The 12,352-nt window shown below is 60.7% G+C and carries 14 protein-coding genes; 12 read left to right on the plus strand and 2 right to left on the minus strand.

The genetic code is table 11. From position 1 onward, the window contains the following. Positions 1 to 11 precede the first annotated feature (11 nt). A complete protein-coding gene (gene flgM, locus V5B44_RS20005) occupies positions 12 to 293 on the minus strand; it encodes a flagellar biosynthesis anti-sigma factor FlgM (RefSeq protein ID WP_332360843.1) in 282 nt (93 codons plus the stop codon). 96 nt (positions 294 to 389) lie between these two features. Continuing rightward, positions 390 to 1,094 (minus strand): flagellar basal body P-ring formation chaperone FlgA, encoded by a 705-nt coding sequence (gene flgA, locus V5B44_RS20010; RefSeq protein WP_332360844.1) that lies wholly within the window; start codon positions 1,092 to 1,094, stop codon positions 390 to 392. A 164-nt stretch (positions 1,095 to 1,258) separates the two neighbouring features. On the opposite strand from flgA, the gene flgB reads away from it, so the two are divergent. The 12 genes from flgB (at position 1,259) to V5B44_RS20070 (ending at position 12,268) form a co-directional block, all read left to right on the plus strand. Next, positions 1,259 to 1,726 carry a flagellar basal body rod protein FlgB gene (gene flgB, locus V5B44_RS20015; protein ID WP_434735494.1) on the plus strand — a complete coding sequence of 156 codons (468 nt, stop codon included), beginning with the start codon at positions 1,259 to 1,261 and terminating at the stop codon, positions 1,724 to 1,726. A 2-nt stretch (positions 1,727 to 1,728) separates the two neighbouring features. Further along, positions 1,729 to 2,133, plus strand: a complete 405-nt coding sequence (gene flgC / locus V5B44_RS20020; RefSeq protein WP_332360845.1) for a flagellar basal body rod protein FlgC — start codon at positions 1,729 to 1,731, stop codon at positions 2,131 to 2,133. A gap of 125 nt (positions 2,134 to 2,258) precedes the next feature. Continuing rightward, complete coding sequence (locus tag V5B44_RS20025; protein ID WP_332360846.1) at positions 2,259 to 2,846, plus strand: flagellar hook assembly protein FlgD; 588 nt, start codon at positions 2,259 to 2,261, stop codon at positions 2,844 to 2,846. A gap of 9 nt (positions 2,847 to 2,855) precedes the next feature. After that, positions 2,856 to 4,112, plus strand: coding sequence for a flagellar hook protein FlgE (gene flgE / locus V5B44_RS20030; protein ID WP_332360847.1), 1,257 nt, complete (start codon positions 2,856 to 2,858; stop codon positions 4,110 to 4,112). 35 nt (positions 4,113 to 4,147) lie between these two features. Further along, positions 4,148 to 4,897 (plus strand): flagellar basal-body rod protein FlgF, encoded by a 750-nt coding sequence (gene flgF, locus V5B44_RS20035; RefSeq protein ID WP_332360848.1) that lies wholly within the window; start codon positions 4,148 to 4,150, stop codon positions 4,895 to 4,897. Positions 4,898 to 4,909: 12 nt separating this feature from the next. Beyond that, on the plus strand, positions 4,910 to 5,692 hold the full coding sequence (flgG, locus tag V5B44_RS20040) for a flagellar basal-body rod protein FlgG (RefSeq protein ID WP_332360849.1): 783 nt from the start codon (positions 4,910 to 4,912) through the stop codon (positions 5,690 to 5,692). A 7-nt stretch (positions 5,693 to 5,699) separates the two neighbouring features. Next, a complete protein-coding gene (locus V5B44_RS20045; RefSeq protein WP_332360850.1) occupies positions 5,700 to 6,389 on the plus strand; it encodes a flagellar basal body L-ring protein FlgH in 690 nt (229 codons plus the stop codon). A gap of 23 nt (positions 6,390 to 6,412) precedes the next feature. Continuing rightward, a complete protein-coding gene (locus V5B44_RS20050) occupies positions 6,413 to 7,537 on the plus strand; it encodes a flagellar basal body P-ring protein FlgI (protein WP_434735500.1) in 1,125 nt (374 codons plus the stop codon). Positions 7,538 to 7,572: 35 nt separating this feature from the next. Next, the gene (gene flgJ / locus V5B44_RS20055) at positions 7,573 to 8,508 is read left to right on the plus strand and encodes a flagellar assembly peptidoglycan hydrolase FlgJ (RefSeq protein WP_332360852.1); all 936 of its coding nucleotides are present in this window, start codon (positions 7,573 to 7,575) and stop codon (positions 8,506 to 8,508) included. Between the two features lie 90 nt (positions 8,509 to 8,598). Next, on the plus strand, positions 8,599 to 10,629 hold the full coding sequence (flgK, locus tag V5B44_RS20060; protein WP_332360853.1) for a flagellar hook-associated protein FlgK: 2,031 nt from the start codon (positions 8,599 to 8,601) through the stop codon (positions 10,627 to 10,629). A gap of 10 nt (positions 10,630 to 10,639) precedes the next feature. Then, positions 10,640 to 11,944, plus strand: a complete 1,305-nt coding sequence (flgL, locus tag V5B44_RS20065) for a flagellar hook-associated protein FlgL (protein WP_332360854.1) — start codon at positions 10,640 to 10,642, stop codon at positions 11,942 to 11,944. 18 nt (positions 11,945 to 11,962) lie between these two features. Continuing rightward, a complete protein-coding gene (locus V5B44_RS20070) occupies positions 11,963 to 12,268 on the plus strand; it encodes a hypothetical protein (RefSeq protein ID WP_332360855.1) in 306 nt (101 codons plus the stop codon). Positions 12,269 to 12,352: the final 84 nt, after the last annotated feature.

Genomic DNA, 12,352 nt, shown 5'->3' on the forward strand with positions numbered 1-12,352 from the left:
AACTTCTCTGGTCAAGGGCGCCGCTGCGAACCCACGAGTTCGCTGGCTGAGGCTATCAGGCGGTCAGCAATGGCCTCCGCGTTGATCGTGAAACGGCCTTCGGCAATCGCCTGGCTGATTTCAGCAACCCTGCTGGCATCGAACGTCGGCGCATCTCCCGAAAACTGCAGCTGTGCGGCCAGGTCACTCAGATGAACCTCCGCCGCCGGACCCGCTGCCGGTTGCGTGACAGTGGTGCGATTGCGTGTCTCACCGAAAGTACTGGCGGTGGTCGTGGTGCTGTCGATCTTCACGGTCGTGCCCTTTGAACGGTTGTACTCAATCCATCTATCGGCGAACAACGCTGCAACTTTAACATTTTTCGTCAGGAATTCATGAAAAGCGTCGGGTCAGTAAGTCACTTCGACCACCCCACCGCTGCGGGCTATCCCGCTGACGACCTGACCGGAAGTTGTCCGCACCTGAGCAATCTGCCCGTCAGTGGCATTGTTGAGCGCCTTTCCTTCGTTGCTGATGGTAAAACCGGCGCCCGTTGATAGCAGTTTGACGCTTTGCCCCTGCTGCACAGCCCAAGCCGCAGTCAGCAGATCGCTGCGCAGTGGCTGACCAGCAGCGATACCGTTCCTGACCGTCTTGCCGATGGCCTGCGTCGGGTCGGTCAGGACGCTGGCGGGCAGAGCGCCGAGGTCACCGCTCTGAGCGAGGACATCGGCAGGGCTAACGATCTGTCCCGGTGTCAAATGGCGTGCCGTGACCAGGTAGCTTCCCGTTACCCTGATCTGTACCGGGACATACACCGTCCATCTGGTCGGACCGAGGCAGCGTATTCCGACCGTTGCCCTGCCCCAGAGCCGACCTCCCGGCGGCAGAAACGGCTCGAAGGCGCTGCATGGTGCAAGCTGAGCGTGTTGGTCAAGCTGTCCGACGCTGTAACTCACCTTCCCCGGCAATCCCTGAGTCTGGATACGCAGATACTGGTCCAGCGCCTCGGACAAGGAGGTCTGGGCGCATACGGTGCTGGCCACCACGGCAAACAGCACGGGGATCCAGCGAGGCAGCCTGGCCAGGCGGGTGACAGTGGAATGGTTGTTCATACTGATATTCTGCCTCAATCTGCCTCGCCGGCGCGAGAGAACGATGGTGAGTCATCGACCGATGCTGGCTGGCTGGCGGCAATATTTGCCGGAAGGGCGGCAACTTGCGGTGTGTCGCCTGAGCCCATCGACGCCGAATCGATGGCTGGTGGCCAGGTCGTGCAATGGCACGTCTATTGCTTGATAGGGTGGTAATTACATCGCGGGAAGAGGTGATCGTGGTCAGCAAGCTCGACAACACGCTCCAAATGCAACAGCAGGCACTGACATTGCGCGCCAATCGGCAGCAGGTGCTGGCAGGAAATATCGCCAACGCCGATACCCCGGGCTACCAGGCCAGGGACTTCGATTTCACTGCGGCGCTGCAGAATGCGCTGAGCGGCCGTAGCCAGGGTGGCGTGATGTTAGCTACGACCTCCCCACGCCATATTCCGGGGAGCATGAGCCCAGGGGACTCTGGCCCGATGCGCCTGCTGTATCGCCAGACAACGCAGCCAAGCGCTGATGGGAATACGGTGGAAATGGATGTCGAGCGAGCCCAGTTCGCTGAAAACGCGTTCTACTACGAGGCCGGCCTGACTTTCCTGACTAGCAGGATCAGAACCATGATGACGGCGCTGCAGGGACAATAGCGATGAGCTTGTTCAGTGCCTTTCACGTGGCCGGCAGTGCCATGACCGCGCAGTCAATGCGCCTCAACGCGGTGGCCAGCAACCTGGCGAACGCTGACAGTGTCGTCAGCTCCGACGGCAAGCCTTATCGCGCCAAACAGGTGGTGTTTGCGGCGACCCCGATGGGCCATGCTGCCGCTCAAGGGGTGAGGGTGAAGCAAGTGGTCGAGGACAGCAGTCCGGGCCGCCTGGTTTATGACCCACGCAATCCCGCCGCAAACGAAAGAGGCTACGTCGCGATGTCCAATGTGAGCGTGGTCGATGAGATGACCAACATGATCTCGGCGGCACGCTCCTATCAGACCAACGTTGAGGTCATGAATACCGCCAAGCAGCTGCTGCTCAAGACGCTGGCGCTCGGCCAGTAGGAATCGAATCATCGAGGAGTAACCCATGGCAGCCGTTCAATCAAACAGTCCCCTCAGCGACACCTTTGCCGCGCTCAACGCCCAGGCAGGGCAAGGCAATCGGTTCGGCCGTAACCAGTGAAGAGGTGCAGAATCGCTTTCTCAAGCTGCTGGTAACCCAGTTGCAGAACCAGGATCCGCTCAACCCGCTCGACAACGCTGCGGTTACAACCCAGCTATCGCAGATCAATACCGTGACCGGTATCGAGAGACTCAACGCGACGCTGGAAACCTTGCTGAATACTTTCAACGACGGCCAGGCGATGCAGGCTGCGGCCTTGATTGGCAAGAGCGTTTTGGTTGCCGGCTCACGCCTGTCCCTGGCCAATGGCCAGGCCGGTGCTGGCGTCAACCTGGCCGGGCCGGCAGACAGTGTGACGCTGAAGATTCTGGATGCCGCCGGCACAGTGGTGCAAAGTCAGAATCTCGGTGCGCGCGAAGCAGGCAGCTTCAGCTTCGTCTGGGATGGCAGGAGCGATGCCGGGGTGGACATGCCGCCTGGCAGCTATGGCTTTGCGGTCAACGCCGTACGTGGCGGCGAAAAGGTGACCGCAGAAACGCTGCAGATTGGCGTGGTTTCTGCTTTAGTGAGAGGCAAGAGCGGTTTCGAGCTTGACCTCGGCGGCTTGGGCAGGGTGGATTTTGACCAGGTTCAGCAGATTCTTCAGGACTAGGGGGCAAGGATGAGTTTCCAACAGGGCTTGAGTGGTCTGGCTGCCGCGGCAACGGCGCTGGATGTGATCGGCAACAACGTCGCCAACGCCAGCACGGTTGGTTTCAAGAGCGCCAACGCCAATTTTTCCGACGTCTTCGCGGCTTCGCTGGGTGTCGGTGGCGCATCCCAGGTCGGTATTGGGGTGGCCGTTTCAGCGATCCAGCAACAGTTTTCCCAGGGAAATCTGACGACGACCAACAACGGCATGGATCTTGCGATCAATGGCGGCGGCTTCTTTCGCATGAGTGACGATGGAGCCGTAAGCTACACCCGCAACGGGCAATTTCACCTCGACAAGGAGGGCTACGTCGTCAACGACCAGCAGCTTCGCCTGACCGGCTACCCGGCGGGTGTTAATGGCCTGATCTCTGCGTCCAGTCCGGTCGAACTGCAGTTGTCAGCCAGCCAGATTCCGCCGCGGGCAACCAGTGATCCGTTGTCGGGAGACCTCGGCGCAGTGCTCAATCTGGACTCGCGCGACACGGTTCCCCTGGTGGCGTTTGATCCCGTCGTACCGGGATCGTACAATTTTGCAACAGCCCTTACGGTGTTCGACACCCTCGGCGTCTCGCACAATCTAAACACTTATTACGTTCTCCAACCTCCGGCGGTGCCACCCGTTGGGGGCAAGTGGGACGTCTACGCGACACTGGATGGCGCCAACCCGCTCGCAGGGGCCGTCCCCTTCACAACCCTGGCATTTACTAACACCGGTACGCTGATTCCGCTGGTACCACCTCAACTTCCTCAGTGGAACCTGAGTAACGGTGCGGTCACACCTTGGTCACCAGGGAAGATGGATTTCACCGGCACCACCCAGTTTGGAAGTGCATCGACCCCCGATCGCCTGACACAGGGTGGATATGCCTCGGGTAACCTGGCAGGAGTTGGTGTTGGCAGCGACGGCATTCTGCAGGGGCGCTACAGCAATGGTCAGACGCGCAACATGGGGCAACTGGTGCTGGCCACTTTTGCCGACCCGAACGGCCTGCTGAATCTGGGCAACAACCAGTGGAGCGCGAACTCGGTATCCGGTCCGGAACTGATCGGCGCTCCGGCGTCAGGAAGTCGTGGTGTAATCCAGTCGGCTGCGGTTGAGGACTCGAATGTCGATCTCACCCAGGAACTGGTGGCCATGATCACGGCGCAGCGCAATTACCAGGCCAACGCGCAAACGATCAAGACCCAGGATCAGATCATGCAGACCCTGATCAACCTGCGCTAGGTGGCCAGGCCAGGCAGAACGGGAGCGGAGGCTGGATGGATCGTCTGATCTATACTGCAATGAGCGGCGCCAAGCAGGCTTTCCTGCAGCAGGCCGGCGTTGCGCAGAACCTGGCCAATGCCGCCACCACCGGCTATCGCGCGATGGAGAACAGGTTCCGCGCCGTACCGGTGCTTGGCCCGGGACAGCCGACGCGAGCGTTTACGGCCAATGCATCAGTGGCCAATGCCTTCGAACAGGGACCGGTGACGACTACAGGTCGCCCTCTCGACATCGCCGTCCAGGGTGCCGGCTGGATCGCCGTTCAAGGAAGCGATGGCGGCGAGGCCTATACGCGCGCCGGCAACCTCAAGACCGATGCCAACGGTGTGCTGCAGACCAGCGCCGGCTTCAACGTCCTTGGCGAGGGCGGTCCGATCTCGCTGCCGCCTGACAACAACATCGTGATTGCCCCGGACGGAACGGTTTCGAGCATTCCGCGATTAGGCGCGGGAGCGATCAACAACACCAACATAGTTGGTCGAATCAAACTGGCCAATCCGCCGGAAAACGAGCTGGTACGTGGTGACGACGGGCTGTTCCGGACCCGCAACGGCCTTGCGGCAGCTACCGACGAAAATGTGAAGCTCGCGCCGGAGGCTCTGGAGGGGAGCAACGTCAACTCGGTTGACTCCATGGTCAGGATGATCAGCTTGGCACGCCAATACGAGATGCAGATCAAGATGCTGCAGACTGCCGATGCCAATGCGCGCGCGGCCACCCAGCTGCTCACGATGAACCGCTGATAGGACACACCCATGATTCGCTCGTTATGGACAGCCAGTACCGGCCTCAACGCCCAACAGGTGCAGATAGACATCATCGCCAACAATCTGGCGAACGTCAGTACCAACGGCTTCAAGCAGGCGCGTGGCATCTTCGCCGATCTGCTCTATCAGACCTTGCGCCAGCCTGGCGCCCAGTCGTCGCAGACCACCCAGATTCCTGATGGCCTGCAGATCGGACTCGGGACGACACCGGTGTCCACCGGTCGCATCTTCACCCAGGGATCGCTGCAGCAGACCGGCAACAGCCTCGACATGGCGATCGACGGTGCAGGCTTTTTCGAAGTGCTGCTGCCGGACGGGACCAGCGCCTATACCCGTGACGGATCGTTCCAGAAGGACAACCAGGGGCAGATCGTCACGGCCAATGGCTATCCCTTGCAGCCAGCGATCACGATTCCACAGAACGCTTTGACGATCACCGTCGGCACCGATGGCGTGGTCACCATTACCCAGCCCAATTCAGCCGCAACGGTTCAGATCGGGACCATACAGGTGGCCACCTTCATCAACAACGGTGGCTTGCAGAGTGTCGGCGAGAATCTCTACCTGGAGACCGCATCAAGCGGCACGCCGACGCCCAACACACCTGGAACCAATGGCTCAGGACTCGTTGTGCAGAACTATGTCGAGGCCTCAAACGTCAATGTGGCGCAGGAACTGGTGATGATGATTCAGACGCAGCGTGCTTACGAACTCAACTCGAAGGTGGTGTCGACCTCTGATCAGATGCTGGCGCGTCTGACGCAGCTGTAGGGAGCTGATGATGAGTAAGGGGCGGATCGTCAACCAATCGCTGCTGCTGGTTCCTGCGCTGCTGCTGGCGGCCGGCTGCACGACGGTCCCGCCAACCAATGTCCATCAGCCGATGAGCGCGCGACCACAGTACCGGCCAGAGACCCTGGCTGCCAGCCTCGCGGCGACTGGCAGCATTTATCAGGCCGGTGCATCGCGAACGCTGTTTGAAGACCGGCGCGCCCGTTATGTCGGCGATACGATCACCGTGACGATTACCGAGAACACGTCGGCGGCGACCAAGTCGAACACCAACGTCTCCAAGACCGGCAGCATCAACGCCTCAATCGGGCCGAACCTCAATCTGCCCGGCAAGACACTCACCGAGCTGAAGGCAAGCAGCAGCAACGTTGGCAGTGGCAAGGGCGACGCTGCCGCGAACAATGTGTTCACCGGTACCATTACGGTAACGGTCATCGAGGTGCTGCCGAACGGCAATCTGCTGGTTTCCGGCGAGAAGCAGGTGGCGATTGGCCATGGACAGGAGTACATCCGCCTTTCCGGTATCGTCAATCCCTATTTCGTCAATGCGAGCAACACCATCGCGTCGTCGCAGGTTGCGGACGCGCGTATCGAATACAAGGAAAGCGGTGCCATCAGCGAAGCCCAGGTCATCGGCTGGCTGGCGCGCTTCTTCCTGACCTTCCTGCCATTCTAGGAGAACGGGAAATGGCCCGGTTCATGCACAGTCAAGCCAGCATCTGGCTGCGTCGAGCAGCAATCGTTGCCGGCTTTGCCCTGGCGCTGTTCGGCACCTCGGCCTCGGCGGAGCGGATCAAGGATCTTGCGTCTGTGCAGGGGGTGCGTAATAACCAGCTCGTTGGTTATGGCCTGGTGGTCGGTCTCGACGGTAGCGGTGACCAGACGACGCAGACGCCCTTTACTCAGCAGAGCATCATCAACATGCTGGCACAGCTCGGCACCACCCTGCCGACCACCCAAACGCTCCAGCTGAAGAACGTCGCCGCCGTGATGGTGACTGCCAATCTGCCTCCCTTCGCCAGGATCGGGCAGCAGATCGACGTGACTGTTTCGTCAATGGGCAACGCCAAGAGTCTGCGTGGTGGGACACTCGTAATGACGCCCCTGAAAGGCGCCGATGGTCAAATCTACGCGCAGGCGCAAGGGAATCTCCTGGTCGGCGGCGCCGGAGCCACCGCCGGGGGGAGCAAGGTGGTGGTGAACCATCTTTCGGCGGGGCGTGTAGTCGGCGGTGCCACGGTCGAGCGTGAGGTTCCGACAGCTCTTGGACAGGGGCCGTTCATCCATTACGAGATGGGAACGACCGACTTTGGTACGGCCCAGCGGGTCGTCGAGGTGATCAATCGTGAGGTCGGTCCGGGCACCGCACAGGCCGTAGACGGAAGGCTCATCCGCGTGGCTGCACCCGAGGACGCCGATCTTCGGGTAGCTTTCCTGGGACGGATTGAGGATCTCGAAGTGCGTCCGGCAAAGACCATTGCCAAAGTGATCATCAATCCGCGGACTGGCTCGGTCGTCATGAATCAGACAGTGACCATCGAATCGTGTGCGGTTGCCCATGGCAGTCTTTCGGTGGTGATCAATACCGAGCAGAAGGTGAGTCAACCCAATTCGCTGGCTCCCGGGCAGACAGTGACGACCACGCAGAGCGAGATCGATATCAAACAGGGTGGTGGTTCGCTGATCCAGTTGAAAGCGGGAGTCAAGCTCTCTGACGTGGTGAAAGCAATCAACGCGCTGGGCGCTGGGCCGCAGGACTTGCTGTCCATCCTGCAGTCGATGAAAGCAGCGGGCGCACTGCGCGCCGAGCTGGAGATCATTTAAGCCAATGTCGCCTGGAAAATGCCAAGGGATTTATCATGAAAGCCAGTGATCTCGGCACTTCTCGTCTGGTCCTCGACCCGGCTGTTGCTGGTGATCTCCGCACCCGGCTCAGGCAGGATCCGCAGGCCGGGGTGAAACAGGCGGCACAACAGTTCGAGGGCATGCTGCTGCATTTGATGTTGAAAAGCATGCGCGATGCGACGGCCGCCGGAAGCCTGCTGGACAGCGAGCAAAGCCGGTTTTTCACAGCAATCGGCGATCAACAAATGGCGCAGGACCTCGCTTCGCAGGCACCAATGGGTTTCGCGGCAATGATCGAGAAGCAGTTGGCTCGACAGGCCACCGGCGCCTCGGCCGCCGCCACGCCGTCTCCGTTCGATGCCGCACAAAAGTCGCTGCTCTCACGGTACGCGACGAGGCTCCCCGCCAATGGTGCTGCGGCCGGTGCGCAGCGGACCATTGGCGTGACCGCTCCTCGCGAAGTCACGACCGGCGCCCCATCGCGTCCACGCGAATTTGTCGATCGGGTTTGGCCACACGCCGTTGAAGTGGCGGCGTTGACAGGTATCCCGGCGCGTTTTCTGGTTGCCCAGTCAGCGCTCGAGAGTGGTTGGGGAAAACGCGAGATCAGGACTGCGGATGGCGCGCCCAGCTTCAACCTGTTTGGTATCAAGGCCGGGGGTCGCTGGGCGGGGCCGACCGTCGAGGTACCCACCACCGAGTTCGTCAATGGTGTAGCGCAGACCACGCGCGCAAGATTCCGCGCCTATGGCTCCTATGCCGAAGCCTTTCGCGACTATGCGCGGCTGTTGAGCAGCCATTCCCGCTATGCCGCGGTGATCGGTCAGCAGGACGGTGTGCAGTTTGCGCGTTCCCTGCAGCAGGCGGGCTACGCAACCGACCCGATGTACGCCGACAAACTGGCACGGATCATCGGCGGAACGACGCTGCGCCAGGCCTTGAGCGCCTAGTTGCTGGACTGATTTCTCAAACCAGGGCTAAACCTACCGCTGAAGCTGCCGTTTATACTTCAATAGAACAAGCAACTAGGAACTGACGCCATGGGCACAGGGATCATCGGTACAGGTGTCAGTGGTTTGTACGCCGCTCAACTTGGCCTGCAGACCACCGAGCACAACATCGCCAACGCCAATACCCCCGGGTATACCCGCCAGCGGACGATTCAGGAGAGCAATCCCGGTTTGCTGACCGGCGCTGGCTTTCTTGGGCAGGGCACGCACGTGGCGACGATCGAACGTGTCTATAGCCGCTTCCTGACCGAACAGGTGGTTGGTTCGCAGAGCAGTGCGAGCGAACTTGACAGTTATTACGCTCAAATCCGACAGATCGACAATCTGCTGGCCGATCCGAATGCCGGTCTGTCACCAGCGCTGCAGGACTTCTTCGACAGCGTCGCGCAGCTTGCTGCCAAGCCCTCGGACTTGCCGAGTCGCCAGGCGATGATTTCGACGGCGGAGGCACTGAGTGCTCGTTATCAGTCGCTGGGCAGCCAGCTTGCGCAGATGAATGACGGCATCAATGGCGAAATCAAGGCGAGTGTTGCCGACATCAATTCCTACGCTGAGCAGATTGCTTCGCTGAACCAGCAAATCGGCCTCGCACAGGTGGCTTCTGGCCAGCCCGCCAACGACCTGCTGGACAGCCGGGATCAACTGATCCTCGAACTCAACAGGCTGATCAGGGCGAAAACAACGAGCAACAGCGATGGCAGCGTCAACGTCTATATCGGTAGTGGTCAGCAACTGGTGGTTGGTTCCCAGGCGGTCGCTCTTGCGACAATGTCCTCGGCGGCTGATCCGTCGCGTGTGGTGGTCGCCCTGAAGAGCCCGGCGAGCACCCAGGAGATGCCGGAGAAGCTGCTCAAGGGGGGCACGTTGGGGGGGCTTCTGGCATTTCGCAGTGAGTCTCTGGATCGAGCAAGCCGTGACCTGGGACGCAACGCCGCGTCGCTGGCCTTGACCTTCAATGCCCAGAGCGCTCTCGGCCAGGATCTTTCAGGCCGCTCACTGCTGTCGCCGGCAGGCTTTGAATCGGCGCTGTTCGATGTTTCCGCGCCGGCGGTAATCGCCAACGCCAATAACCCGGCGGGCAGTCCCTCGGTAAGTGCGACCTTCGTCACGCTGCCTTTCAGTGGCAACTTCTATACCGACCTTGGCAATAGCGATTACCGGCTCACTTCCGACGGGATCAATGCCACGCTGACTCGTCTGTCAGACAACAAGCAATGGTCGGGGGCAACTCTTAAGGATGTCAACGACGCGCTGTTGCTGGACTCGCAAGGGTTTACTCTCGCCCCTGCCGGGGTGCTGCCAGCGGGTGCGAGCTATCTGATCCAGCCAACTCGCGACGCTGCCCGCAACCTTTCGGTCAATCGGGTGCTGGCCGCCGACCCGGGTCTTATCCCGGCTGCCGGGCCAATCCGCAGTGCGGCTGGAGCGAACAACACCGGCGCAGCGACGATTTCGGCTGCCAGCATCGGGCCAGGTTATCCAGCGGCCGTCGCCCCGCTGCTACCGCTGCCGTTCATCATGGAATACCAGGGAGGCAATCTGCAGGGTTTCCCTGCTGGGGCACAGGTGGCGGTCGATGGTGTGATTGTTCCACTAGCCCCCGGTGGCATCGTGCCGTACAAGAGTGGGGCGACCATGACGATCGTTGGATCGGTCCCACCCTCTGGTGTCAGCTTTTCGATTGCAGGTCTGCCGAACAATGGCGACAGGTTTTCCATCGACCTCAATCCGGCGGCGGTCGCCGACGGGCGTAACGCACTGGCTCTCGGCCAACTCCAGATACAGGACACGATGTCTGGAAGCAAAGCTTCCTTCCAGGAAGCGTACGCGCAGTTGGTCAGCGAAGCGGGTAGCAAGACTCGCCAGCTACAGGTCACCAGCGACGCCCAGCAGGCCATACTGGCGCAGGCCCAGGCGAGCCGGGAATCGCTCTCGGGAGTCAATCTCGACGAGGAAGCGGCCAATCTGATCCGCTATCAACAGGCCTATCAGGCGGCGGCGAAAGCAATGCAGATTGGCGCCAGCCTTTTTGACACCATTCTGCAGATAGCCGCTGGCTAGGGGGGCTCGCATGCGTATCAGCACCAGTCAGATTTACGGAACCGGCGTGCTCGGAATCGAACGCAACCAGAATGAGCTCCTGAAGCTGCAAAACCAGATCTCCAGCGGGCGCCGGATGCTGACTCCGGCGGACGACCCCATCGCTTCGGCCAAAGCTCTGATGGTTTCACAGAGCCGGGAGGTGGCGGCCCAGTACGCCAGGAATCAGGGTGACGCGAGTGATCGTCTCGGCCTGGTCGACAGCCAGCTCAGCGCTCTGACCGATGTGCTTCAGAGCATTCGTGAGCGGGCCGTTCAGGCCGGCAACACAGTGCTCGCCGACAGCGATCGCCAGGCGATCGCTTCGGAACTTGAGGTACGTCTTGAGGAGATGCTGGGCATCGCCAATGGCCGCAGCGCCGAAGGAGATTACCTGTTTTCCGGTTACCAGGGGAACACACAACCCTTTGTACGCAGCCCTGCAGCAGCCCCGCCCGGCACCTTGTCAGTCAGCTATTCGGGTGATGATGGCGAGCGATTGCTGCAGGTCGGCGCCTCGCGGCAGATGGCAGTCAACGTTACAGGCAGCGACTTGTTCATGAACGTTCGGGCGGGTAATGGCATTTTTTCGACCGCAGCCAGCGGTAACGCCGGCTCTCCCAATCAGGGATCCGGGATAGTCGAGGCTGGGTCGGTCCTTGATCATCAGAAGTGGCAAAGCGCCTTGAACAGCTTCCCCTGGAACGGGCCGAGCAATCGCGAGCTGCAGGTCCGGTTTTCGGCTCCGGGGTTCTACCGGTTATTCGACATGTCGACGCCCGGTGGGCCAACCGACGTCAGCGGCGCGGACATCCCGTTTGCTTCAGGCCAGGTCATCCCTCTGGTCACCACCTTGCCAGCTGCTGACTTCGGTGCCCAGGTCGTGATCAATGGGGCACCTGCCGCCGGCGACACCTTCACCATCACGCCGAGCACCAACAAAAGCGTTTTTCAAACCATGCAGGACCTGATCGACCTGCTGCACGCGCCAATCGGTTCGCCTGCGGCTAGGACGGCGTTTTCCGGTCAGCTGGGAGGGCATTTGACCAATCTTGATCAGGCAATGGCCAACGTGAGCCGCGTACATGCCAGCGTCGGCGCACGCATGCAGGAACTTGATGCCCTGAGCAGCAACGCTGCCGCTGTCGATATTCAATATCAGCAGACCTTGTCGGAACTGCAGGATCTGGACTACGTCAAGGCGATCTCGGATTTCACGCGCCAGCAGGTGAGCCTTGAAGCGGCGCAAAAGTCTTTTGTCCAGATCAGCGGCCTGAGCCTCTTCAACTATATCTGATCGCAGACAAGGGCTCGCATGCGGACCGTAGCCTGTCTTGTGCCAGCACTGCTGGTGGTCGCCTGTGGTACCGTCGATTGGCACGCACCGCCGAGTGCGGAGCAGAGCGTGCCCGATCATGCGTTTACCCAGTCGCCGAACCCAACCCTGAGCCTTCCACCCGTCAAGGCTGCCGCCCTGGTCGGGACGGTAGGCTATGCGCTCAGTGAATACGGGGGACCCGCAGCCTACCTCCAGTTTGGCGTCGGGGCGGCGATTGTCGCCTATGTCATCTACCACCTACCGCCTGTCGATGCGCGCCAAGAGCTTTCGCACCGGCGGTGATGGTGAGTCCGGATTGATTCTTCAGCGGCGAGCGCTGCAATTGCAGCGCGAACATGGCTTTCCTCGGCTACCGGATTCTCGACT

Source organism: Candidatus Accumulibacter necessarius, from assembly GCF_036625085.1.

Excerpts from the sequence above, each read along its gene's own strand:
- flgA (WP_332360844.1), bottom strand. The coding sequence starts at position 1,094 with ATGAACAACCATTCCACTGTCACCCGCCTGGCCAGGCTGCCTCGCTGG.
- flgB (WP_434735494.1), top strand. The coding sequence starts at position 1,259 with ATGGCACGTCTATTGCTTGATAGGGTGGTAATTACATCGCGGGAAGAG.
- flgC (WP_332360845.1), top strand. The coding sequence starts at position 1,729 with ATGAGCTTGTTCAGTGCCTTTCACGTGGCCGGCAGTGCCATGACCGCG.
- flgE (WP_332360847.1), top strand. The coding sequence starts at position 2,856 with ATGAGTTTCCAACAGGGCTTGAGTGGTCTGGCTGCCGCGGCAACGGCG.
- flgF (WP_332360848.1), top strand. The coding sequence starts at position 4,148 with ATGGATCGTCTGATCTATACTGCAATGAGCGGCGCCAAGCAGGCTTTC.
- flgG (WP_332360849.1), top strand. The coding sequence starts at position 4,910 with ATGATTCGCTCGTTATGGACAGCCAGTACCGGCCTCAACGCCCAACAG.
- V5B44_RS20045 (WP_332360850.1), top strand. The coding sequence starts at position 5,700 with ATGATGAGTAAGGGGCGGATCGTCAACCAATCGCTGCTGCTGGTTCCT.
- V5B44_RS20050 (WP_434735500.1), top strand. The coding sequence starts at position 6,413 with ATGCACAGTCAAGCCAGCATCTGGCTGCGTCGAGCAGCAATCGTTGCC.
- flgJ (WP_332360852.1), top strand. The coding sequence starts at position 7,573 with ATGAAAGCCAGTGATCTCGGCACTTCTCGTCTGGTCCTCGACCCGGCT.
- flgK (WP_332360853.1), top strand. The coding sequence starts at position 8,599 with ATGGGCACAGGGATCATCGGTACAGGTGTCAGTGGTTTGTACGCCGCT.
- flgL (WP_332360854.1), top strand. The coding sequence starts at position 10,640 with ATGCGTATCAGCACCAGTCAGATTTACGGAACCGGCGTGCTCGGAATC.
- V5B44_RS20070 (WP_332360855.1), top strand. The coding sequence starts at position 11,963 with ATGCGGACCGTAGCCTGTCTTGTGCCAGCACTGCTGGTGGTCGCCTGT.